This window comes from Flavobacterium sp. MR2016-29, assembly GCF_015350695.1.
In the GTDB taxonomy this organism is placed as follows: Bacteria; Bacteroidota; Bacteroidia; order Flavobacteriales; family Flavobacteriaceae; genus Flavobacterium.
Genome location: NZ_JADKPU010000003.1, coordinates 197,545 through 223,465, shown reverse-complemented (window position 1 = coordinate 223,465; position 25,921 = coordinate 197,545). Strand labels below are relative to the sequence as shown.

Sequence of the window (25,921 nt, the reverse complement as noted above, 5' to 3'; positions counted from 1 at the left end):
TTTCAAATACAACCCATGCTCGATATTCAGAATATTTCTTTTTCGTATACAGATAAACCCGTTATCAAAAACGTTTCTTTCACTATAAACAAAGGTGAAAATATTGCTATTATTGGCGAAAGCGGCTGCGGAAAAAGTACGCTTCTTAAACTGATGTATGGTTTATATGATTTAGATGAAGGGAAGATTTTTTATGGAGATACACCTATTTTGGGGCCAAAATATAATTTGATTCCAGGAATGCCTTACATGAAATATCTGGCGCAGGACTTTGATTTGTCTCCCTTTGAAACAGTTGCTGAAAATGTTGGAAAATTTCTGTCTAACGGTTTTGCCAATATGAAAAAACTCCGCGTTCAGGAATTGCTGGAAATGGTTGAAATGGAACAGTTTTCGAATGTAAAAGCTAAATTTTTAAGTGGAGGTCAACAGCAAAGAGTAGCTTTGGTTAGAGTTTTAGCTTTAGAACCAGAAGTAATTTTGCTAGATGAACCTTTCAGTCAAATTGATGCTTTTAGGAAAAATGCTTTACGCCGAAATTTGTTTCGTTACCTAAAACAAAAAGGAATTACCTGTATTATAGCAACACACGACAGTACAGATGCGTTGTCGTTTGCAGATGAAGCAATCGTTATGCGAAATGGAGAAATTATCGTAAAAGATAATCCGACAAAAATATACGAAGATCCAGAAACTAAATATGTAGCGTCATTGTTTGGTGAAGTTAACGAAGTTCCGACTCATCTATTGCTTTCTTACGAAGATGAAACGCATAAAACTTTGGTTTATCCGCACCAGTTTAAAATGGTGCCCGAATCAAAATTGCCGGTAAAAATCAGAAGAACTTATTTTAGAGGAAATCATTATTTGATCGAAACCGTTTATAAAAGACAATTGATCTTTTTTGAAAGTGAAATTGACTTGCCTCTTGAGCAGGAAATTTTCTTAGGATTGAATTATCTGTAATTAGAAAATTTGTCAATGTAAAAATTAAATAATTTTTTCTGACTAAAAATAGCAACCCCGACAGTCCTGAAGCGCAGAGATTGCCGGGGTTGTTTTTATTTTATGATTTGGATTAATCTAGTTTTTTAAATATTTTTCTAAAAACTGATCTTGTTCCCAAAGCAAGTGCAAAATATTTTCTTTGGCTACATAACTGTGCGCTTCTTTTGGTAAAATCACCATTCTTGCATTTGCTCCTAAACCTTTTAAAGCTTGAAAATAACGTTCTGTCTGCAAAGTAAAAGTTCCAGGATTATTATCGGCTTCACCGTGAACTAGTAAAATTGGTGTTTTCATTTTGTCAGCATTCATAAAAGGCGACATTGTATTGTAAACTTCTGGAACTTCCCAATAGTTGCGTTGTTCAGTTTGAAATCCGAAAGGAGTTAAAGTTCTGTTGTAAGCACCGCTTCGAGCTATTCCACATGCAAAAAGATTAGAATGTGTTAATAAGTTTGCTGTCATAAATGCACCATAAGAATGTCCGCCAACAGCAACTTTTTTGCGATTAATGTAACCTAAAGCATCAACAGCATCAATTGCAGCTGCAGCATTATCTACCAATTGAGAAATAAAGTTGTCATTAGGTTCTGTAGTTCCTTCTCCAATAATTGGGAAAGCAGCATCATCTAAAACCACATATCCTTTCGTTACCCAATACACAAAAGATCCGTAATATGGAAAAGTAAATTCATTTGAGTTTTGAGTAGATTGACTAGCACTGTTTCTGTCTTTATATTCTGCTGGATACGCCCAGATTAACAGCGGCAATTTCTCTTTTTTTGTTTTATCATAACCAGCAGGCAAATATAAAGTTCCAGACAATTCAAGTCCGTCTTTACGTTTGTATTTGATTACTTCTTTACTCACATCTTTAATACTTTCAAAAGGATTTTTAAAAGCAGTAATTGGAGTTAAGCTGTTTTGTTTTTTAATATTTCTGAAATAATAATTTGGCGGTTCATTTTTAGACTGAATCTGAACCAAAACTTTACCGGATTTAAAATCTTCAATTTCCATCAAATCTTCTTTTTTATCTTTATAAGAAGAAGTATAAATACGTTTTGATTTTAATGTTTTTAAATTGAATTCGTCTATAAAAGGAAATTGGCCCGTTTTAGTATATCCTTCGCCAATACGAAAAGCATTGTCATTTTCGATCGCTAATACATATTTGTTGTATTCGTTTTTCTTAGTTTCAAATTTTCCTGGATCTGAATAAACATCTTGCGAATTTCTGTCTGAAATCAGTTTTGGCTGTTCGCTTGGTTTTGATGGATTTATTAAATAGGTTTTGGTATTTCTTGTGTCATACCATTCATCATAAATAACAGCAATATTATCATTACCCCAAATTACATCGCTAAAACGTTGAGGTGTTTTTACTAATGAAGTTGCTTCGTTTGTAAAGGGAGCTTCCCAAAGAAAAACTTCATCTCTAAAATCTACTTTGTTCGCAGGATCTCCTTCGTCTAAAGCAACTGTGTAAGATAATGTAGCAGGTTTATCTGTTCTCCAGCTCATATCTCTTTTTCCTTTTCTAGTAGCCATAAAACCTTTTGGCATTACTTCATTTAAGGGCACTTCGTTTACTATTTTGATTTCTTTTCCTCTTGAATCGTAAACAACTGTTTTAGAAGGAAATCTGCTTAGCGGAACGACATATGAAAATGGCTTTTGAATCGTAGTAAGCATAATGAAATTTCCATCAGGAGAGATTCTTTCTCCAGCGTACATTGCTGCCTCTTTAAACAAAACTGCATTTCCGCTTAGATTTACTTTGTATAATTCAGATGTAATGATGTTCTCGAAATTAATTTCATCATTTGTGTTTTTCAACATATCTGGATACGTTCTGTTTGAAGATTTTTGTCCAGAAGTATTTGAAATAATTGGTCCGGTTGGCAAATCTTTTTTAGAATCTAATAAAGGCTGTCTGTTTTTTGGAAGCATTTTTACCAAAATAGTTTCGTTGTCTAAAAGCCAGTTAAACGGATTTCCAAGATTTGCATTAACAGTAGCATCTGTGAGTTTGACAGCTGCAGCAGTCGCAACATCTAAAACCCAAAGCTCAACGCCTATAGCGGTAGTGTGCGAAAACAATATTTTTTTATCGTTTGGCGACCATTGAATGTTGCTTATTTTAGGATTAGCTGGCAAGCCTGTAACTTGTACTTCTGCAGTGCCGTTTATTTTACGAACTTTTAAATTGTTTAAATACGTAACAGTACTTGAAATGTTCGTAATAGGATTAATTCTTAATCCGCCCAAACGAAGTTCTTCTTGGTTTAAATCATCTAATGTTTTGTATGTACTTCTATACATTAATAACATGTATTCTTTTTTAGTATCCATAGATACTGTCGGAGCTCTTTCGTAATCTGCTAAATCTAATATAGATTTTGATGGTTTTTGGTAGGTTAAGCTTTCTTGGGCAAAAGCTATAAAACCAATGTTTAGAAATAAGAGTAGTGTGACCTTTAATTTCATAATTTGAATTTTTGGAGTTTAAAAATGGTATTCGTAATGTTTGACTAAAGTACTTCTATCTTGTTACATTTTAAACGTTAATTTTCAGACTTTTCATTGTTTTTGAGCAAAAACTGTTTTTTCAAAAGAGAATTAGTTTTAATTGGCTTTATAATTAAAGTATATTAAATTGCTAATAACGAAAAAAACACTAATTTGTACGCTTATGTTTTAAAGTATACGTAAATTTGCAATCCAATTTTTTAACAAATAATAAAAGAATATGTATCATTCAAAAATAGCGGGCTTAGGATATTATGTTCCTTCTAATGTTGTGACCAACGATGATTTGTCTAAGATTATGGAGACTAATGACGAATGGATTCAAGAAAGAACAGGAATTCAGGAGCGTAGACATATTATTCGTGGAGAAGATACCACAACTTCAATGGGAGTAAAAGCAGCTAAAATTGCAATAGAACGTTCTGGCGTAGCCAAAGAAGATATTGATTTTGTAGTTTTTGCTACATTAAGTCCAGATTACTATTTTCCAGGACCTGGAGTTTTAGTACAACGTGATTTAGGATTGCGTACAGTTGGAGCACTAGATGTAAGAAACCAATGTTCTGGTTTCGTTTATGCAATTTCTGTTGCAGATCAGTACATTAAAACCGGAATGTATAAAAATATTTTGGTAATTGGCTCAGAAGTGCATTCAACTGGATTGGATATGACAACACGCGGGCGTGGCGTTTCGGTAATTTTTGGAGATGGAGCAGGAGCGGCAGTTTTAAGCCGTGAAGAAGATTTGTCTAAAGGAATTTTATCAACGCATTTACATTCTGAAGGACAGCATGCTGAAGAATTAGCTTTACAGGCTCCTGGAATGGGCGCACGCTGGGTAACTGATATTTTAGCAGATAATGACCCAAATGACGAAAGTTATTATCCGTATATGAACGGCCAGTTCGTATTTAAAAATGCAGTTGTTCGTTTTGCCGAAGTAATTAACGAAGGCTTAGAAGCAAATGGCCTGCAAGTTTCAGATATTGATATGCTGATTCCTCATCAAGCGAATTTGAGAATTTCCCAATACATTCAAAATAAATTCAAATTGACAGACGATCAAGTGCATAATAATATTCAAAAATACGGAAATACAACTGCAGCATCTATTCCAATTGCTTTGACAGAAGCTTGGGAACAAGGAAAAATCAAATCTGGTGATACAGTAGTTTTAGCCGCTTTCGGAAGTGGATTCACTTGGGCGAGCGCTATTATTAAATGGTAACTTAATTCATCTTGTATTATATTTAAAACCTGCTCTTTTTGGAGCAGGTTTTTTTATAAATTTGTTTGTGTCAGCGCGGAATGACAAACTAGAAGAAATAGCTTTAAAATAATGAAAAAAAATCAACTAGAAATAGCCTGCTTCAATTACGATTCAGCAATAATAGCGCAAGAAAGCGGCGCTGACAGAATTGAATTATGTGACAATATGAACCTTGGCGGTACAACTCCAAATTCTATATTAGCGGTAAGAGTGCGAGAGAAATTATCCATAAAAATGCATGTGATAATAAGACCGCGTGGGGGAGATTTTGTTTATACTGATGAAGAGTTTGTTGAAATGAAACAAGATATCAAACAGTTTAAAAAACTTGGAGTTGATGGTTTTGTATTCGGAATTTTAAATTCTGATGGAACTGTAAATAAGAAACAGAATCGAGAGTTGGTAAACCTGTCTAGTCCGTTATCTTGCACTTTTCATCGCGCTTTTGATTATGTTCCTGATTTTGAAAAATCGCTGGAAGATGTAATTGATTGTGGATTTAAGACCATTCTAACTTCCGGACACGGAAAAAATGTAGAAGAAGGGATTTTCGATCTAGAATTGATTCAAAAATTAGCCAAAGACAGAATTGAGATTATGCCCGGCGGAGGACTAAGATCTTCAAATATTAAATTATTACAAGATAAACTCGAGCCAACATTTTTTCATTCTTCAGCCATTACAGATAATACGGAAACAGCAAATCCTGAAGAAATAAAAGAATTAAAAAACTTTTTATAAATAAGAAAGTAAAAAAGGCCTGGAGTTGGCATACTCCAGGCCTTTTTTTCTACAAGAAATTATTCAAAAATATTAAAACTTACTATTATAAGATGGGATTAAAACATTCCACCGCCACCTTTATTAGTGTTGTCTTCTCTTTGTTTACGCTGTAAATTCTTGATTTTTGCGCCTCCAAAGTTATATGTCAGACCTAGATAAACCGTTTGGCTTTCCCAAGTAAACTGTCCAGTTTGGGGATAAGGATAGATTCCATCAAATGCATATCTCATTGTATTGAAAACATCATTGAAACGTACACTTATATTCATTTTGTTGTCTAACAATGTATAGCGTGAACCGATGTCCATTTTGTACATTTCTTTTCTTTGTTGTTGTATTTCATTAACCGGTCCTCTGTAAAAACCAAACAATAAAAAGCTTAAACGTTTTGTAGGCTTAAAGTTTGAGTTCATACGAGCATTAAAAGCTGAAGTTGTGACACTGCGTTGAAGCGGTGAACTTGTGCTTGTTGCAGGATCAAATACGAATACAACTCCTTCTTGTTTTATGCTTGAGAAATCAATAGATGGTTGGATATCCCACCATTTTGTGATTTTATAGTTAAGAGAAACATCAAAACCATAAGCGCTATTATTATCATAATTTGTAAAGCTTAAGATCTGCTTGTATCCTGAAGCATCATTAGGATCAGGGCTTAAAGTTCTGCTAATTTGATCGTTAATGCTTCTTACGAAAATACCGGCAGTGATACTTCCTTTTTCAAGAGTTTTAGTATAATTTACTTCTACAGAGTTTGTAAACTGAGGTCTTAATTCAGGATTTCCGTATGAAGTTACTAAAGGAGTAGAAAATTCACGAATAGGTTTTGTCTGCTCTAAACTCGGACGGTCGACACGACGGCTGTAGCTTAATTGCAAAACGTTTTTCTCATTTAAATTGTAAGTCAAGTAAGCTGATGGATATAATGTAATATAATCATCATCAAATTTAGTTGCACCATGGTTTAAATTAGCGGCAACTTTATAACTTTCAAAACGAGTACCTAATTGGTAGCTGAATTTTTTAAATTTTTGTCCAAAAGTTACATACGCTGAATAAATATCAGTATCATAAGTATAATTAGAAATTTGATTTGCTGCAGGAACCGAAGGATTTCCAGTATTGTAATCATTATTAGTTCTTGTTACTCTTGCCTCAGCACCAGCTTCTAATGTTGTTTTATCGTTTAGCGGATTTACATAATCAACATTTATAGTGCTTAATTTTCTTTGATCACCAATCACATCGCTATAAATAACATTGTTTGCTGTATTGTCAGGTCTTGTTGTTTGAGTATCAAAACTTGCGTTTTGAGTTACTTTAGTATCGCTGTAGTTTCCTTCAAAATCTAAAGTGTGTCCTTCTTTCTTAAAGATATGTTTGTATGCCAAGTTATAAGTTCCAGTTTTATTTGGACCTTGATATCTCGATTTTTGGTAAATATTCATAATGTCTGGATCACCATTGTTGTAGTCAATATCCGTAATTACATTTCCTTCTCCGGTTGATTTATTTTGATTGGTATAAAATGATAAAGTATTGTGATCATTTATTAAATAATCCATACCAACTTTATACAAATAATTATCATTTTCATTCGAAATATTTAATTTTTGATTAACGTCTTGATCTAATCTTGTAATTCTACCGTCATTAAAATACGTTCCAAAATTTTGACCTGCATTTCCAAAAAAGTTTACTTTTCCAGTTTTGTAATTCAAATCTAAAGATTGATTGTATTTAGCAGTTTCTCCAAAAGTAATTCCTCCACTATAACTTCCGTTAAAACCAGTATTTGCATTTTTGTGTAAAATAATATTGATGATTCCAGACATTCCTTCTGGATTGTATTTTGCACTTGGGTTTGTAATCAACTCAATTTTTTTGATAGAAGTTGATGGAATTTGTTTTAGCAATTGAGCCGGATCAATATTAGATGGTCGTCCGTCAATTAATACACGTACATTGTCGTTTCCACGAAGTGAAAGTTTTCCATCTTGATCTACATTTACAGAAGGAATATTACTCATAATGTCAGATGCTGAAGCTCCGGCAGTAGTTAAATCTTTCCCTACTGTAATTACTTTTCGGTCAATTTTTTGTTCCATTGTTGAGCGTTCGGCAACAATATTTACGCCTTTAAGCTGTGTTGCTTCTTCTTCAAGACCAACATTAACAGTAGCTGTTTTTTTGTTTTCACTTAAAATTGCAGATCCAATATATTTTCTAAATCCGATATATTGAATTTCGATTGTGTAGCTTTTTAAAGCTAAATTTTTAATAGTAAAATCACCATTATCATCTGTATTAACTCCTGAAACTACTTTACCGTTGTCCTTGATTGATACCGTAGCATAAGAAATAGGTGCGTTATTCGATTTTTCAGTGATTTTTCCAGAAATTGTCCCTGAATTCTGGGCTTGTGCTGTTGCCATTACTCCCAGTAATGCTAACAGAAAGAATTTTAATTTCATAATTGTAATAAATTGATTATTTTGATTTGATTGATGATGATGATTTTTTTATTTTTTGTTTTGTTAGATTTTTTCGCCTTAAACGAATTCAAAGCTCCTATTAAGACTCTTTTATCATCGATATGTTACAGATAAAAGTCAAAAAAAATATTTTTTTTATGTGTTAACCCTGTTTTATAAGAGATTAGTGTTTTAATTTTTTGATAATTTTAACATTCGAAACAAACTTCTTTTTAAGAAATTCTAATTGTTTTGTGTGATTTTATATCTTTTTCATTTTCTGTAATTGATGAATAAGCAGTATCTTTGCTCACTTTAAAAATAAGTTTACATGTCATTATCACAAATTCTTACACCTTCTATACAAAAAGCAATTCAGGCATTATTTGATGTTACTGTTGATAAAATCGAATTTCAGACTACTAGAAAAGAGTTTGAAGGCGATATAACAATGGTAATTTTTCCATTACTAAAAGTGATTAAAAGCAATCCAGCCGAATTAGGGAATAAAATTGGAAATTATTTAGTTGAAAATGTTTCTGAAGTAGCTCGTTTTAATGTGGTTTCTGGTTTTTTGAATATTGTAATTTCAGATAGTTATTATTTGAATTTCTTTAATGAAATCAAGGATAATAATAAGTTTGGATATGTAACACCAAACCCAGAGGATAAAGCTATTATGGTCGAATATTCTTCACCAAATACAAATAAGCCACTGCATTTAGGTCACGTTCGTAACAATTTGTTAGGATATTCGGTTGCTGAAATTATTAAAGCTTCTGGTAAAAAAGTTTACAAAACACAGATTATCAACGATCGTGGAATCCATATTTGTAAGTCGATGCTGGCTTGGGAGAAATTTGGAAATGGAGAAACTCCAGAAAGCTCAAATTTAAAAGGAGATAAGTTAGTTGGGAAATATTATGTTGAATTTGATAAAGCTTATAAAGCAGAAATCAATCAATTAATAGAAACTGGTAAAACCGAAGAAGAAGCAAAGAAACAAGCGCCAATTATTATTGAAGCACAAGAAATGCTTAAAAAATGGGAAGCGGGTGACGATCAAGTTATTTCACTTTGGAAAAAAATGAATGAATGGGTTTATGAAGGTTTCGCAACTACTTATAAAAATCTTGGCGTTAATTTTGATAAATATTACTACGAAAGCAATACCTATTTGTTAGGAAAAGATGTGGTTCAGGTTGGTCTTGATAAAGGTGTTTTCGAAAAAGATCCCGATGGTTCAGTTTGGATTGATTTGACAGATGAAGGTTTAGATCGTAAAATTGTTTTGCGTTCTGATGGAACTGCGGTTTACATGACACAAGATATCGGAACAGCAATTCAGCGTGTAAAAGATATGCCAGATGTTGGCGGGATGGTTTACACAGTTGGTAATGAGCAAGACTATCACTTTAAAGTTTTGTTTTTAATTCTAAAAAAATTAGGTTTTGATTGGGCTTCAAGTCTTTATCACTTATCATACGGGATGGTAGATTTGCCATCTGGAAAAATGAAAAGCCGTGAAGGAACTGTTGTAGATGCTGATGATTTGATGCAAGACATGACAGATACGGCAAAACAAATCTCAGAAGATTTAGGAAAACTAGACAGTTATTCTGCCGAAGAGAAAGCCAAATTGTACAATACAATCGGTCTTGGTGCTTTGAAATATTATATTTTAAAAGTAGATCCTAAAAAACGTATTTTATTTAATCCAGAAGAATCGGTTGATTTCGCAGGAAATACGGGTCCCTTTATTCAATATACTTATGCCAGAATTCAATCTATAATTCGTAAAGCCGATTTCGATTTTGCGTCAAAAACAAATACTAAAGAGCTTCACGAAAAAGAAAAAGAACTGGTAAAACAAATCGAACTTTTTCCAGAAGTAATTCAGAATGCTGCACAAAATCACAGTCCAGCGTTGATAGCAAATTATACTTATGATTTGGTGAAAGAATACAATTCGTTCTATCAGTCAGTACATATTTTAGGAGAAGTAGATTTAACAAAAAAGATTTTCAGAGTCCAGCTTTCTCAAAAAGTAGCTGAGGTTATTAAGTCAGCATTTACTTTGTTAGGAATTGAAGTTCCGGAGAGAATGTAAGACTTCTTACAGCATATTTAAAAAAGGCCGATAGTTTTAAAACTATCGGCCTTTTTTGTTTTTAAATGCCTTCCATCATCGTTAATCCTAATTATCTGAAATTCTTTATGTTATTTTGATTAACACTCAATTATTTTATTTTGTAATAAAATATTTATAATTTTTAATGTTAAAAGAAGCTTAAATCTTGTTAAAATTATATCTTTTTAATAGGTTTGCGCCACTTAACTCAAAAAAATAAATAATGAAACAAAAAATCAAAGTTTTTATAATGATGTTTTTCATGCTTAGCTCTCAATTGTTTTTTGCGCAGGAAAGAACAGTTTCAGGAACTGTTTTAGACAACGCAGGAATGCCATTGCCAGGTGCTAGTGTTTTAGTAAAAGGAACAAAATCTGGGACACAAACAGATATGGATGGTAAATATTCTATCAAAGCATCATCTGGTCAAATTTTGGTATTCACTTATATCGGAATGAAAACCCAAGAACAGGCAGCAAGTTCTGCAGTAATTAATATCAAATTAAAAGATGATTCTGTCGAGCTTGAAGGTTTAGTGGTCACAGCTTTAGGAATTAAAAGGTCTGAAAAAACTTTGGGATATGCAGTATCAAAAGTGAGTTCTGAAGAAATAACAAAATCTGGAGAACAAAATGTTTTACAGGCATTAGCAGGAAAAGCTGCGGGTGTTCAAGTTATTGGTACGGGTGGAACTCCAGGTGCTTCAAGTAAGATTATTATCAGAGGTGTAAATACAATTACGGGAAGTTCTGATCCTCTAATTGTGGTTGATGGTGTCCCTATAGATAATACTACCAGTCAAACCAGCGCAGGAGATAATCCTTTTAATGCAAATTTATCAGGCATTAACAATTCAAACCGAGCTTTAGATATTAATCCAGATGACATAGAGAGTGTATCAGTACTAAAAGGCCCTGCGGCAGCAGCTTTATATGGAGAAAGAGCGGGTAATGGGGTTATTATTTATACGACTAAAAAAGGAAAGACAGGAAAAAGTTTAGGAATAGATTATTCTACTTCATTAGCAATTGATAAAGTAAGTCAACTGCCAGCAAGACAAAATAAATATGTTCAGGGAACTAATCCAGCTGCGAATAGTATAAACAAGAATACACCTCAAAGCTGGGGACCAAGTGCTGAATCTTTAGGTGTGCCAATGTATGACAATGTTGGTAATTTCTTTAAAGAAGGATTGACATTTACCAATAATATATCATTTTATGGCGGAAATGAGAAAGCTACTTATAGAGCTTCTTACGGAAATGTTACACAAACAGGTATGATTCCAGAAACTGGATTAAAAAGAAATACCTTAAGAGTTGTTGGAGATTTAAAATTAAGTGATAAATGGAAGACAGGCGGGAGCTTACAATATACTCATACCACAAATACATTATCTCAAAATGGAAGTAATGCTTCTGCTGTAATGTTTAGTTTACTACGGTCGGTTGGTAATTATGATTTAAGAAATTATAAAGATGCTGAAGGAAATAATCAAAATTACTATGCGACTTATGATAATCCGTATTTTACTGTAAATGAAAACCCTGCGACAAGTGATGTGAATCGTGTTTTTGGGAATATGTATTTAACTTATTCTCCAAGTTCATGGTTATCATTAACTGCAAAAGGTGGTATTGATGCCTATTCTGATTATCGAAAACAGGTTTATGCTATTTCGTCTAATGGGGATAATCTTGCAGGAATGGGAGAAGTCGCTTTTAATAATATTAACAATAAGCAATTTTATGGAGATTTTATCGCAAGCGGTTTATTTCCAGTGAAATCTGAGTGGCTGAAAATTAATTACACAGCAGGTTTAAATTTGCGTTCTTCTCAAAACACCGATGTCTTTTCGAGAGGCAAAGAACTTGCTGTAAGAGGAGTTTATAATTTGTCAAATGCCACACAATTGTATGCATCAAATGACGAGACTAATATTATGTCAAGAGCATTATTTGGACAATTGGAATTTGATGTAAAAAATCAGCTTTTTATAACAGGATCCGTTAGAAAAGAATGGTCTTCTACTTATGGGACTGATGCCAACAGCGCTATATTTCCTGCTGCTTCAGCTTCTTGGATCTTATCAAGTACATTTGATTTTCCGGAATGGACAAATTTTGTAAAATTGACTTATGGTTATGGAGAAGTAGGAATTGCGCCCAAAGCATATAAAACAATAAGTACATATGCACAACCATTTATGACTGACGGTTTTACCGATGGTTTAAGTTTTCCATATAATGGTATAAACGGTATGGCTGTTTCTGGCAGTTTAGGAAACCAACAATTAAAACCTGAAAGAGTTTTAGGTCATGAACTTGGTTTAAATACAAAATTTTTAGAAAACCGTTTAACATTTGATGTAAATCTATATTATAAAACCTCTAAAGATTTATTAATTGAATTACCGTTACCACAATCAAGCGGATTTGGTACTGTATATCAAAATGCAGCTGAATTAGTGAATAAGGGAGTTGAAGTTGAATTGGGCTATGATATTTTCAAAAAAGGCAAACCATTTCAATGGAACGTAAACTTAAATTGGGCTAAAAATGAAAACAAGGTTACTGATATTTCAGGAAATCTAAATGAGATATCGATAGAATCTGCTTTTGGCTCAATAGGATATTATGCAGTTAAAGGACAGCCTTTGGGAAGTTTTTATGGTACCAAATGGCAGCGTGATGCAAATGGTCAAAAAATTATTGGATCTGATGGATTGCCTCTAATTCAAAATGAAACAGGAAATTTAGGAAATTCTGCGCCAAAATGGACAGGTGGAATAAGAAATACATTTACTTATAAAAGAGTTACCTTATCTGGCTTATTAGACTTTAGACATGGCGGAGCTGTTTACAATGGAACATTAGCAAGATTGCATAATTTTGGAATTTCTGAAGCTTCTTCAGATAGAGAACATACTTATATTATAGAAGGCATTAAAGCTGATGGTACTCCAAATAATATTGCAATTAGTGCTAAAAATTATTTCCAAAAATATTTAGGTGATGGAGGAGGAGCCGCCGAAGAAGCAATTACGAATGTAAACTGGATCAGGCTTAGAGATGTTACATTAAGCTATGACTTCAATATGAAAAAATTTACTGCTATTCATTCGGCTCAACTGTCATTTACCGGTAGAAATTTATGGTTGAATACCAATTACAAAGGTGTTGATCCAGAAACTAGCTTGACCGGTGCAGGTTCGAAAATTAATGGATTAGATTACTTTAATAATCCTGGCAGTAAATCATTTATAATGACTCTTAAAGTCGGTTTCTAAATTTAAATTCTACAAAATGAAAAAATATATAAAAAGTATAATTCTTACAGTTACTAGTGTTAGTTTGCTGCTAAGTTGTCAATCGGAATTAGATCACTTTAATGAAAATCCAAATTCTCCTATTTCAACAACTCCGACTTTGTTGTTGTCTGCGATGGAAGTTTCTACTTTTTCAACTCATACAACGGGATTGATTAGAACATCAAATATTTTTGATCAGCATTTAGCAGGAACAAGTGTTGGGCAATTAGGTGATATTCAACGTTATATTGTTACTGAACAAGATGTTAATAATGAATGGAATACATTGTATGGGACAACTTTAATGAATGGTTATATTTTAAATCGTGATTTTGCGATGCGATATCCATATTACAATGGTATTGGGCAGGTATTAACAGCTATTAATCTTGGGTACGCAACTGATCTTTGGGGAGATATTCCTTATGATGAGGCATTTAGAGCCGACGAAGGAAATAAAATGCCTAAATATAACACACAGCAAGAAATTTATCAAAGATTGCAGACTATTCTTGATGATGCAATCATAAATTTTAAAAAACCGGCTTCCAGTAATATTTCAGTTCCCGGAAGTGACGATTACATTTTTAATGGTGATACTCAAAAATGGATTCAAATTGCATATGTCTTAAAGGCGAGGTACGCTTTGAGATTATCTCAAGTTGATACAGATGCTTCACAAAAAGCTCTAGAGTATATTTTAGCTTCTGGAATAAGTTCAAATGCAGATGATGCCAATACTTTTTTTACAGGCACTTCAAACGGATTAAATCAATGGTATGCTTTTAATAAAAGCCGTGAAAATTATTTGAAGGCAGGAGCATATTTTGTTAATTCTTTAAAAAACAATAGTGATCCAAGATTATCATTTGCAGTAGCTAAAGATAAAAATGGAAATTATACAGGGAATGCGGCAAATGACTTAGACACTGCTACATCTTCTTATATAGGTTCATCTTTTGCTAGTGCTGCTTCTTCAATTGGGCTCGTAACATATGCTGAAGCTAAATTTATCGAAGCCGAAGCTAAATTTAGATTGGGACAAGATGCTAAACCTGCATTGGAAGATGCTGTTGCTGCTTCTGTTTTAAAAATCACTGGAACTGTTGTTACTTCAGATTTTTTAAATTCTATAACTGCACATATTGATTTAGAAGCTATTATTCAACAAAAATATATTGCTCTATTTTTGACTATGGAACCTTACAACGATTACAGGAGAACTGGTTTTCCTGTTTTAGTTCCAAACCAATCATCAAATACAAAATTGATTCCAGTGAGATTGCCAACTCCCTCAGATGAAAGACAATATAATTTAAACGCTACTGTAGTGAGTAATGTAACTACAAATGTTTGGTGGGATAAAAATTAACTCAATTGAATTTTAAAATTAATTTATTCTTAATATCAACCCTTTATTCATTTTTAACTATTTTGAATTAGTAAACCTTTTAGTAAAAATAATATTGGGAAAACCGTCCAATTTTGGTCGGTTTTTTATTTTATAAAAAAAAGCCGATAATACTAAAATTACCGGCTTTTTTACAACTAACACAAACATTTTTATTTTAAGAATTTGTTGATTATAGCATCAGTCTCTGCTTTTGTAGCGTCTGGTTTTAAATCAAACAAAAGAGAATAAAGTGCTTTTCTGTCAACTTTAGCTTCTAAGTTTAAGTCTTGGCGTCTGTCAAAAACAGTTTGCCATTTTTCACGAACATTTTTCCAAAGTGAGTTATTTGCAACCCACCATTTTTGAGCCGCCGCACATTTGCTGTCTGGAACTTTTGTGTAAACATCCATTCCTTTTTCTTGGGCTAACAATACATCTTTTCCACTGTCATCTCTAACCAATTTGTCATTGTCTTGCTCGTGATTCCAGCCTGTAGCAGTGATTTCGTGAATGTTTCTTCTTTTCAAAACATTATAATCGTTACGTTTTGTTTGTTCTCTTCTTGGAAGTGGAGCATCAGCAACGTTTGCCCAATAGTCTTTTCCGTCAACATGTACCCAAGTTGATGATCCTTCATATCGAGGACTATCATCTACTTGATATACTTTTTGAGTCCATTGTCCTTTTACAGCTTTCTTGTCTAATTTTTTGTATTTCCAAGAGGTGCCTTTGTCAAATGAATATAAGTCTGTGTTTTCGTAAAGCCAGTCTTGCCTCCAGTGTTTGATGATCATGTCGTCACTTACAATTAATAAATGCTGCATTGAAATTTTATTTTGAGTGTCTTCTACTAATTCTACCCATTCTAATCCCGATTCGTGTTTAGTTTCAGATGGTTTATAAGTAAGAGAGTCTTTGGGATATTGAAAAGTTTCAGTAAAATTAAATTTCACTTCATAACAACCACACATTGATTTGATTGATTTGATGTCTTGTTGTTTTTTGTCCTGACTGAAACCAAGGCTACAAGTCAAAGCCATTAAGGCTGAAAAATAGAGGCTTTTTGTAATCATAACTTATTTTTTGTTTTAAAATTTTTTTGCAAATATATAAATTTTATTTAGAACAAATAAAAATAGTTGTTATATTTGCGTCATTATTAAGACTGAATAAAAATAATGAAAATTAAAATTACTCTTTTTGCAGCGTTCCTTTTTTGTCAAATTTTCTTTGGTCAAGAAAAGGATTCAACTGCTGTAAATAAACTTTCCGAGGTTGTTATAACCGGTCAGTTTGAGCCTCAATCGATTAAAAAATCTGTATTTAATGTTCGTATTATTTCAAATAATGATATTCAAAATTTAGCGGCTAATAATTTGGCAGATGTTTTAAATCAATATTTAAACATAACTGTTAGTCCAAGCGGAACAAGTGGACGTTCAACAGTTTCTTTATTTGGTTTAGATGCACAATATTTTAAAATTTTGGTTGATAATGTACCCTTAATTAATGAAGCCGGTTTGGGCAATAATATAGATTTATCTCAAATTAATCTAAATGATGTTGATCACATTGAGATTGTTGAAGGTTCGATGGGTGTAAGTTATGGAGCAAACGCGGTAAGTGGAGTTTTAAATATTATTACAAAGAAATCTTCAAAATACAAATGGGAAATTACAGCCTCAGTTCAAGAGGAAACTGTCAATAATGAATATTCTATTTTTGAGGAAGGCCGTCATATTCAGTCTTTAAAGGTTTCTCATACATTCAATAAAAACTGGTTTGTTTCAGTTGGCGCTAATCGTAACGATTTTCAAGGATTTCTAAGCGACAAAAATGGAGTTAATTACAGCGAAAATGACGGAACCCGCGGTTATAGATGGCTGCCAAAAGACCAATTGAACGGAACAGCATTAATAGCGTATCAAAAAAATAATTTCAGAATTTTCTATAAGTTTGAATTCTTAGATGAAAATGTTGATTATTACAATAGTACAGTGCAATCTGGTTTTAATAGCACACTAGGATCATACCGTTATGCAAGCGATAAAAGATATTTGACAAACAGATATTTTCATAATTTAAATGCGACCGGAAAAATGTTTTCGCAATTGAATTATAATGTTTCGCTTTCACATCAAAAACAAGAACGTAATGTAGAGGATTTTAGATATTATTTGGCGACAAAAACGGAAGCAAATAATGTTACTGTAAAAGATCAGTCTATGGAGGTTCTTTATTCTACAGGTACTGTGAATAACTTTTTCTCAGACAAAACAATTGATCTTCAGTTAGGATATGAGTTTGTTAATAACAAAGGATATTCATTGGTTCAGGAAGCAAACAATATTCTGACTCCTGTTCGCAAGACACTTGAAAATTATGATTTCTTTGCTTCGTCTGAAATTATGGCTACAGAAAGATTTTCTGTTCGACCAGGATTAAGATTTTCTGCTCAATCTCAATTTACAAATCAATACGCATCATCTTTAGGATTAAGATATTTATTTGATAAAGGAATTGAACTTCGCGGTTCTTACGGCAATTCTTTTAGAACTCCAACTTTTGATGAATTATATTCGAAACAAATTTTTGATGGACACTTTTTTACAGGAAATGAAAATCTAATTCCTGAAACCAGTACTTCTTATGAAGCGAGCCTTAAAAAATCAACTTTGTCTGGCTCCGGTTTACAGCTTTCAAATACACTGGCAGGGAGTTATTTAAATGTCGATGACAGAATTGGTATGGCATTAATTCGATTTAATCCGGACACTGGAAATCCGGAATATCAATATGTCAATATCAGCAAATATAGAATGTGGAATTTTTCTACGATGAATCAATTGAAAAAAGATAATCTGACATTCAATTTTGGGGCTGCACTTATTGGAATTTCTCAAGAAATAAAAAATCAAGTTTTTACTTCAGATGATAGGTTTCTGTATTCATTTAATTTAAATGCAAGCTTTTCATATACAATTCCAAAATGGAAAACGATTGTTTCAGGATATTATAAATACAACGGAAAAACACAGCAATTTATAGAAGGAGCATCTTCTTATATACTGTCTGAAGTTTCGCCAAGTAATTGGCTTGATGCCTCTATTAGGCAAAATTTCTTCAAAGATCATTTCGAAGTAACACTTGGTGCTAGAAATATTCTTGATGTAACGAATGTACTGCAAACCGGAACAGGCAGTGCAGCAGGTCATGCAGGAACAGGCGAGGTAATGCTTGCTTACGGTCGTTCTTACTTCTTAAAATTAGCATATAACCTTAATCTTTAATATAAAAACAGAATACAATGAAAAAGTTATTATTTTTATCAATCGCGTTATTGTCTCTAGTATCATGTTCAAGTGACGACGATACTCCAGTTGAAATCCCAACTGTTGGAGCAACTATACAGCCTACAGTAGGTGGTCCAAATCAGCCTAATCAGGTTTACCTTGATTTAAGTTCTACAGAATCTAAAGCTGTAAACAGAGAATCTTGGGATTTCGGATTTTCTACAGGTTCAGATTTTAGAGTAGTTATTAATGGTTCTCTTAAAATGGCCGTTAAAAAATCAGCTACTTCAGATATTACTTTACCTCAAGAAAGCGATACAAATGTAGCAGTTGGTGGTGGGACTACTGCAGCTTCAAACGGTTTTGTTGATAATCCAACAGGTGTTTTAGCTGGAGCTGGAGCAGGAATTGGAACTGCAATTGCAGAAATTTCAGCTACAGATGCAGATAACAAAGTTTATTTAGTAAATCTTGGATTTAAAGTTTCTGCAACTACACCTGCTGTTGGTTCAGTAAGTGTTGATGGAGATGCAAGAGGATGGAAAAAAGTTAGAATTTTAAGAAGCGGAAATGGATATAAAATTCAATATGCTGATTTAACTTCTGCAACTTTTTCAGAAAAAACAATTTCAAAAGACGCTGCTTTTAATTTTTCTTTCTTTAGCTTAACATCAGGAAATACTGTTGCGGTTGAGCCAGAAAAAGCAAAATGGGATCTAAACTTTACAGTTTTTACTAACTATTTAGCTTCAGGTGGTCAAGATGTTACTTATGGATATTCTGATTTCATTACTACAAACTTAAAAGGAGGAACACAAGCTTACCAAGTTTTAGTTGCTGATGGAGTAACTTATGCGGATTTTACAAAAGCTAAAGTTATTGAAGCTAACTTTACAGCTTCTGCTGCAGACCAAAGAATCATTGGAGCTAACTGGAGAAGCGGTGGTGGACCAACTACTTTGCCAAGTGTTAGAACAGATCGTTTTTATATTGTAAAAGATGCTGCTGGAAATTACTATAAAGTTAAATTCCTTGCTATGACAAATGACGCAGGACTAAGAGGTTACCCAACTTTAGAATATGCTATCTTGAACTAAATTTTTAAGATATAAAAATTATAAAAATTAAAAATTGTTTTATACTGATTTTAATATAATGCAGGTTTTATTTTTGATTATTTTGTAACAATTGATTTAGTTTTTAAACTTAGTAATCACTGTTATATAATCGTATCGCATTAAATTTTAGTGAATCATTAGCTTTGTTTTTTTTTATTTTTTTTGATAAAGAGGTTAGATTCGTCTAATCTCTTTTTTTGTTTTAGTTTATTGTTAAAAAGAATCATTAATTAATGTTTAATTCTATCTTTGCACATATTTTTTTTATAAGGAATTAGTAGGAATTTGCATTTTAATTTTTGTAAATCCTTTCTTCAAATTTAAAATTACAAGTGAATACAAAATCTTATTTTTTTCAGTCTTTTGCAATTGTAGCATTGGCATTCATTGCTTTCATTGGCTTTAAACAAATCTTGCCGGATAAAATTTTTTCGGAAAGTAAAATGAATTCAAAAAATGTGCTCATAGACAGCTTGCTTTTGGAGGCCGTAGCAAAGGATTCCTTAAATGAAACAACGGATAGCATTGATGCTATTGACGATGCTCAAGGAAAAGAGAAAATCACTTTTGATGCCACTGAAGGCATCGAATTTCCAGCTGAAACTTTTGATAATTATAAAGGATATCAATACCTGATTTCTTTCTATGAAAAATTATATCAATTAGAAAAAAATCCAGAATCTCATGTTAGAATTGCTTATTACGGTGATTCTATGACCGATGGCGATTTGATTGTGCAGGACGTCCGTTCTAACTATCAAGAACGTTTTGGCGGAAACGGAGTTGGTTTTGTCTCGATAACATCAGAATCTGCGGCGTCTAGAGGTTCTATAAAATCAGTTTATTCTAAAAACTGGAAAACACAGTCGTATTTAAATGTAAAAAAACCAATAAGCCCTTTTGGTGTAAACGGACATGTATTTTTTGCCAATGATATAAAAAACACCACTTGGGTGCAATATGAAGCGGGAACTGCTAAAAATGTTGCGACTTTAGATAATCCGACTTTATTTTATGGAAGAGCATCTAAAAAAGGAAAAGTAAATTTTATTATTGGAAAAGATACTATTCATAAAAATCTTGTTCCGAATAATTTGATCAATACCTTAAAAGTAAGTTCAGGAAGTTTAAAAGCGTTTAAAGCTAATTTCGTAAATGCGGACTCAATTCCGATTTACGGATTTAATTTTGATAACGGAAAAGGGGTTCATGTCGATAACTTCTCTCAAAGAGGAAATTCAGGATTGCCAATTTCGATGTTTAATGCGAATGTAATGCAGAGTTTTAATAACAGTCTGAAGTATGATTTGATTATCTTGCACTATGGAACAAATGTATTAAATTACGGAACCAAAAATTATTCTTGGTACGAAAGAGGAATGACAAAAGCGGTAGACAAGATAAAAGAATCTTTTCCGGGAGTTTCTATTTTGATTATTTCTACGGCAGACAAATCGACCAAATATGATTTAGAAATGAAAAGTGATTCGGCTGTTGTACCCTTAATGAAAGCGCAAAAAAAATACGCTCTGGACACAGAATCTGGATTTGTAAATTTATACACTTTAATGGGTGGCGACGGTTCGATGGTAAAATGGGTTGATGAAACGCCGGCAAGAGCAAATAAGGATTATACGCATTTTAATCAGCGTGGTGCAAAGGCAATAGGCAAATTAGTATACGATCAATTAAATAAAGGATACGAAGAATATAAGAAATTACGTGAAAAACGAGAAGTTGCTTCAACTAAACAGCGGGCAGCGCGAAAAATAAACACAGACTCTGTTTCTGTAAAAAATGATACTGTAAATGAATAAACTTATTATTTTCTTTTGCTGTCTTTTTTTCTCAGCAAACCACAAAACGCCAAATTCAGTCTCACTTCCAACAACTAAAAATATGAGCAGTAAAATCGAAAGTGCAGCGATTGAGCCTTATGCTGGAAATCACATTTACAATGCAAAAGTATTAGAAAATGTTTTTAAGAAATTGCAGGAAAATGAAAGTCAAAGCAATCAGAAAATAAAAATTGTGCATATTGGAGATTCTCATATTCAAGGGGATTTAATGACCAATGAAATTAGAAAGAATCTACAGAAGAAATTTGGAAATGCAGGTCGAGGTTTAGTTTTTCCGTATCAGCTTGCTAAAACAAATGGGTCTTATAATGAACGATTCTCTTCTAACAAAACTTGGCAAAGCTATCGTAATATTTATCCAACAAAAAATAATCCAGTTGGTTTAAGCGGTATTGGACTATGGAGAGATGATGCTGGTTTTGCAGTGCAAATGAACATAAAAGATGCTGCGTATAAGTTTAACTCAATTCATATTATTACGCCTCAAAACCAAAACATGTTTGATCTGGCAATATCATCTCAAACAAATATTATTCAAGGAACGGAGCGAAAAGTAGTTACACATAAAATAAAAAAGGGAGAGGTAATTTCGACAATTGCGGATAAATACAATATCTCTGTGGCTGAAATTAAAAGAGCAAATCAATTAAAATCAGATAATATTCGTGCAGGAAGAACATTAAAGATTCCAACAAACGAAACAAAACCTAGAAATTTTAAAAGTTCAGAATTTGTTCCCTTAAATTTAGAATCTGATTCATTTTCACATTATTATAAATCTGAAAAACCATTAGATAAAATTTATTTGATTCCGAATAAAAATGCGTCAAAATACGAACTTAACGGAATTGTTTTAGAAAGAGATGCTTCAGGAGTAACCTATAGCGGCATTGGCGTAAACGGCGCTAAGTTTTCAGATTATAATAAATATCCATTGTTTTTTGAGCAGTTAAAAGCTTTACATCCGGACTTGTTTGTTTTTTCGTTAGGGACAAATGAAAGTTATGATCATATGGAAGCTTCAGGATATATCAAGCAACTGCGTCAGTTTATAAAAAATATCAAAGAACAAAATGGCAATATTTCTATAATTGTTATGACTCCGCCGCCTTCTTTGCTTAAAGCTAGAAAACCTAATATATATGTTCAGGATTATGCAAAAAGTATTATTGAAATCGCCGAAACAGATGGTTTTGCAGTTTGGGATTTATACGATGAATTTGGAGGCATGAATGGTATTCAAAATCTAAAGACCGAAAAATTAATTGGTCCAGATTGGGTTCATTATTCTAAAAAAGGATACGAGAAACAAGGAAATTTGTTTACAGAGGCGTTTTTAAAAGCATACGATAATTTTAAATTAAGAAAGTAAGTTGATTACAATTGATAGCATTAATAATTGGTTTGTTCAAAATTTCGGTACAGTTACCTTAGAACAAGCTAAAAGTTGGTTTATATACAATCCAGAAGAAAAATTATTATTTAATACAGGTTTATTTTTAGGATTGTTTTTGGTTTTTTATTTTGTGTACGCCTTTTTACGCAAGACATTTTATTTGAGATTAACGTATGTTATTCTGTTTTCGCTTTTCTTTTACTATAAGTCTAGCGGGATTTACTTTTTGTTATTGCTTCTTTCGTCAGTTGTAGATTATGGGCTGAGCCAAATTATTTACAAAGAAGCAAAAGACAGCCGAAAGAAAATATATCTCGTAATAAGTGTAATTCTGAATTTAGGATTGCTGGGATATTTTAAATACATGAACTTCATGATTGTGACGTTCAATGATATGTTTCAAGGCAATTATAAGCTTCATGATATTTTTCTTCCTGTGGGAATTTCCTTTTATACGTTTCAGTCGATGAGTTATATTATTGAAATTTATAGAGAAGAAATTAAGCCGACAAAAAACTATATTGAATATTTGTTTTTCGTTTCATTTTTCCCACAGCTGGTTGCAGGGCCAATCGTTCGCGCAAAAGATTTCCTTCCTCAGATTTATCAAAAATTAAACTTAACGAGGCAAGATGTAAACAACGCTTTGTTTTTGATTATTGGCGGATTAATTAAAAAAACAGTAATCTCGAATTATATCTCCATAAACTTCGTCGATCGTGTTTTTGATACGCCGATGAATTACACTTCATTTGAAAATTTAATGGCTTCTTATGGATACGCTATTCAAATTTATTGTGACTTTTCAGGATATTCAGATATGGCAATCGGAATCGCTTTATTGCTTGGATTTAAATTGCCGGCCAACTTTAGAACGCCTTATAAATCGACTTCGATTACCGATTTCTGGAGAAGATGGCATATTTCATTATCAACTTGGCTGAAAGATTTCTTATATATTTCTATCGGAGGAAATAGAGAAGGCTCATTTGCTGGATTTTTATTCCCGAGTTTATTCTTCTTCGGATTATTATTGTGGGGAATCACGAGTTATAATACAAGTGTAATTCCGTTGATAATAGCAGTTGGCGGAATTGGAATTTTCTGTTTATCATTTTTACTTTCGAATAAAAGAAAACAGACTTTGGTAACCAATTTCAATTTATTCACAACAATGCTTTTAGGCGGTTTGTGGCACGGTGCAGGAGCGCAATTTATTGTTTGGGGAGCATTACACGGATTAGCATTGGCAGTTCATAAAATATTTACAGAATTCTTTCCTTCCAAAAAAGAAGGCAAAGGACCGAATTTTTTATGGAGATTCTTTTCAATCGTAATCACATTCCATTTTGTAGTTTTCTGTTGGATCTTTTTCCGCGCCAGAGATTTCGATACTGCCTTGCAAGTCATCAATAATATTGGCCAGTTAACTTTCGAACCAGAACAATGGCAAGTAATTGTATTAGGGTATAAAAATGTATTTTTATTAATGTTGTTTGGATACGTTTGGCATTTCTTGCCAGAAGTGGTTACAAACAAAATGAAATGGGTTTTTGATCATACACCATTATTATTAAAAGCAGTAATATTAGGTTTTGTGTATTGGATTGTTTACGCAACAGCCGTAGCTGGTTCACAGCCTTTTATTTACTTTCAGTTTTAATTTTAAAAGTACAAAGGTTCATAGCCTCAAAGGCACAAAGGCGCAAAGGTTTTATTCTTTGCGCTTTTTTTTGTTTCACGCAGATTCGGCAGATTTTTTTTAAATAGAAATCATTACAATCTTCTAAATCTGCGAGAGAGAAAAATAATTCGGGAAATTAGTGCAATTCGTGCAAAAATAACGTTACACCTCAGCGTCTTTGCGAGATTTTTATCTTAATTAAATCTTTAAAAGAAAAACTTTGCGCCTTTGTGTCTTTGTGGCTATGAACCTTAAAAATAAATTGCCTGAAATATCTAATTAGATTATCTTTGCACTTCAAATAAAGAAAATAGTATGTTTGATAATTTAAGTGATAAGTTAGATAAAGCGTTCCATATATTAAAAGGACACGGTAAAATTACAGAAGTAAACGTTGCCGACACCTTAAAAGAAGTTCGTCGTGCCTTACTAGATGCCGACGTTAACTTTAAAATTGCAAAAGATTTTACAACAAAAGTAAAAGAAAAAGCAATTGGTCAAGACGTTTTAACAACGCTTCAGCCAGGACAATTATTGGTGAAGTTGGTAAAAGATGAACTGACAGAATTAATGGGTGGTGATGTTGCAGGAATTAATCTTTCTGGAAATCCTTCAGTTATTTTAATGTCAGGATTGCAAGGTTCTGGTAAAACTACTTTCTCAGGAAAGTTAGCCAACTTTTTAAAGACAAAGAAAAATAAAAAACCACTTCTTGTAGCGTGTGATATATACCGTCCTGCGGCGATTAACCAGTTGCATGTTGTGGGAGATCAAATTGGTGTTGAGGTTTACTCAGAGCCTGAAAATAAAAATCCTGTTGAAATTGCTCAAAATGCAATTAAACATGCAAAAGCAAACGGCTTTAATGTTGTAATTGTCGATACAGCTGGTCGTTTGGCAGTAGATCAAGAAATGATGGATGAAATTGCACGTGTTCACAAAGCAATTCAGCCACAGGAAACATTGTTCGTTGTGGATGCCATGACAGGACAAGATGCTGTAAACACAGCAAAAGCATTCAACGATATCTTGAATTTTGATGGAGTTATCTTAACGAAATTAGACGGTGATACTCGTGGTGGAGCTGCAATCTCAATTAAATCGGTTGTAAACAAACCAATCAAATTTGTGGGTACAGGCGAGAAGATGGAAGCAATTGATGTTTTCTATCCAGATCGTATGGCTGAGCGTATCTTAGGTATGGGTGACGTTGTGTCGCTTGTAGAAAGAGCTCAAGAACAATTTGATGAAGAAGAAGCAAGAAAACTTCAAAAGAAAATCGCTAAAAACGAATTTGGTTTTGATGATTTCTTAACGCAAATCCAGCAAGTAAAGAAAATGGGTAATATGAAAGACTTGGTAGGAATGATACCAGGAGCTTCAAAAGCCATGAAAGATGTAGAGATCGAAGATGATGCTTTTAAACATATCGAAGCGATTATCCACTCGATGACGCCAATCGAAAGAAGCAAACCTGCCATTATCGATGTAAAGAGGAAAGCCAGAATCGCAAAAGGTTCCGGAACCAAAATCGAGCAAGTAAATCAGTTGATGAAGCAGTTTGACCAAATGAGCAAGATGATGAAAATGATGCAGGGGCCAGGCGGAAAAAATCTGATGAAAATGATGGGAGGCATGAAAGGAATGCCAGGCGGAATGCCGAGATAATAAAT

Annotated in this window: 15 protein-coding genes; 12 read left to right on the top strand and 3 right to left on the bottom strand. The window is 33.0% G+C overall.

The features are described 5' to 3' along the window. Nucleotides 1-15: 15 nt before the first annotated feature. A complete protein-coding gene (locus tag IR010_RS09775; protein ID WP_194568868.1) occupies nucleotides 16-966 on the top strand; it encodes an ABC transporter ATP-binding protein in 951 nt (316 codons plus the stop codon). A gap of 117 nt (nucleotides 967-1,083) precedes the next feature. On the opposite strand, the gene IR010_RS09770 is transcribed toward IR010_RS09775, so the two are convergent. After that, nucleotides 1,084-3,495, bottom strand: coding sequence for a prolyl oligopeptidase family serine peptidase (locus IR010_RS09770; RefSeq protein ID WP_194568578.1), 2,412 nt, complete (start codon nucleotides 3,493-3,495; stop codon nucleotides 1,084-1,086). Between the two features lie 262 nt (nucleotides 3,496-3,757). Here IR010_RS09770 and IR010_RS09765 point away from each other — a divergent pair, with 262 nt between their 5' ends. Both IR010_RS09765 and IR010_RS09760 read left to right on the top strand, forming a co-directional pair. Further along, nucleotides 3,758-4,765 (top strand): 3-oxoacyl-ACP synthase III family protein, encoded by a 1,008-nt coding sequence (locus tag IR010_RS09765; RefSeq protein WP_194568576.1) that lies wholly within the window; start codon nucleotides 3,758-3,760, stop codon nucleotides 4,763-4,765. 111 nt (nucleotides 4,766-4,876) lie between these two features. Continuing rightward, nucleotides 4,877-5,548, top strand: coding sequence for a copper homeostasis protein CutC (locus IR010_RS09760; RefSeq protein WP_029272180.1), 672 nt, complete (start codon nucleotides 4,877-4,879; stop codon nucleotides 5,546-5,548). Between the two features lie 98 nt (nucleotides 5,549-5,646). Here IR010_RS09760 and IR010_RS09755 read toward each other — a convergent pair whose 3' ends face one another. Then, on the bottom strand, nucleotides 5,647-8,064 hold the full coding sequence (locus IR010_RS09755) for a TonB-dependent receptor domain-containing protein (protein ID WP_194568574.1): 2,418 nt from the start codon (nucleotides 8,062-8,064) through the stop codon (nucleotides 5,647-5,649). A 331-nt stretch (nucleotides 8,065-8,395) separates the two neighbouring features. On the opposite strand from IR010_RS09755, the gene argS reads away from it, so the two are divergent. The 3 genes from argS to IR010_RS09740 all read left to right on the top strand — a co-directional run bounded on the left by argS (nucleotide 8,396) and on the right by IR010_RS09740 (nucleotide 14,877). Continuing rightward, nucleotides 8,396-10,174 carry an arginine--tRNA ligase gene (gene argS / locus IR010_RS09750; protein WP_194568572.1) on the top strand — a complete coding sequence of 593 codons (1,779 nt, stop codon included), beginning with the start codon at nucleotides 8,396-8,398 and terminating at the stop codon, nucleotides 10,172-10,174. A gap of 244 nt (nucleotides 10,175-10,418) precedes the next feature. Next, entirely contained in the window at nucleotides 10,419-13,484 is a 3,066-nt protein-coding gene (locus tag IR010_RS09745; RefSeq protein ID WP_194603364.1) for a SusC/RagA family TonB-linked outer membrane protein, read from the top strand. A gap of 16 nt (nucleotides 13,485-13,500) precedes the next feature. Beyond that, nucleotides 13,501-14,877: a SusD/RagB family nutrient-binding outer membrane lipoprotein gene (locus IR010_RS09740; protein WP_194603361.1), complete on the top strand. Its 1,377-nt coding sequence runs from the start codon at nucleotides 13,501-13,503 to the stop codon at nucleotides 14,875-14,877. Nucleotides 14,878-15,068: 191 nt separating this feature from the next. Here IR010_RS09740 and IR010_RS09735 read toward each other — a convergent pair whose 3' ends face one another. Continuing rightward, a complete protein-coding gene (locus IR010_RS09735; protein WP_194603358.1) occupies nucleotides 15,069-15,971 on the bottom strand; it encodes a DUF6607 family protein in 903 nt (300 codons plus the stop codon). 105 nt (nucleotides 15,972-16,076) lie between these two features. Between IR010_RS09735 and IR010_RS09730 the strand changes: the two genes are divergently transcribed. From IR010_RS09730 to ffh, 6 genes are all read left to right on the top strand, one after another. Beyond that, on the top strand, nucleotides 16,077-18,188 hold the full coding sequence (locus tag IR010_RS09730; protein WP_194603355.1) for a TonB-dependent receptor plug domain-containing protein: 2,112 nt from the start codon (nucleotides 16,077-16,079) through the stop codon (nucleotides 18,186-18,188). Between the two features lie 17 nt (nucleotides 18,189-18,205). Next, on the top strand, nucleotides 18,206-19,288 hold the full coding sequence (locus IR010_RS09725) for an HmuY family protein (RefSeq protein WP_194603351.1): 1,083 nt from the start codon (nucleotides 18,206-18,208) through the stop codon (nucleotides 19,286-19,288). Between the two features lie 353 nt (nucleotides 19,289-19,641). Beyond that, nucleotides 19,642-21,126: an SGNH/GDSL hydrolase family protein gene (locus tag IR010_RS09720; RefSeq protein ID WP_194568559.1), complete on the top strand. Its 1,485-nt coding sequence runs from the start codon at nucleotides 19,642-19,644 to the stop codon at nucleotides 21,124-21,126. An 82-nt stretch (nucleotides 21,127-21,208) separates the two neighbouring features. Beyond that, complete coding sequence (locus IR010_RS09715; RefSeq protein ID WP_228515135.1) at nucleotides 21,209-22,540, top strand: LysM peptidoglycan-binding domain-containing protein; 1,332 nt, start codon at nucleotides 21,209-21,211, stop codon at nucleotides 22,538-22,540. Between the two features lies 1 nt (nucleotide 22,541). Then, on the top strand, nucleotides 22,542-24,227 hold the full coding sequence (locus tag IR010_RS09710) for an MBOAT family O-acyltransferase (protein ID WP_194568555.1): 1,686 nt from the start codon (nucleotides 22,542-22,544) through the stop codon (nucleotides 24,225-24,227). Nucleotides 24,228-24,563: 336 nt separating this feature from the next. Further along, the gene (ffh, locus tag IR010_RS09705; RefSeq protein WP_194568553.1) at nucleotides 24,564-25,916 is read left to right on the top strand and encodes a signal recognition particle protein; all 1,353 of its coding nucleotides are present in this window, start codon (nucleotides 24,564-24,566) and stop codon (nucleotides 25,914-25,916) included. Nucleotides 25,917-25,921 lie beyond the last annotated feature (5 nt).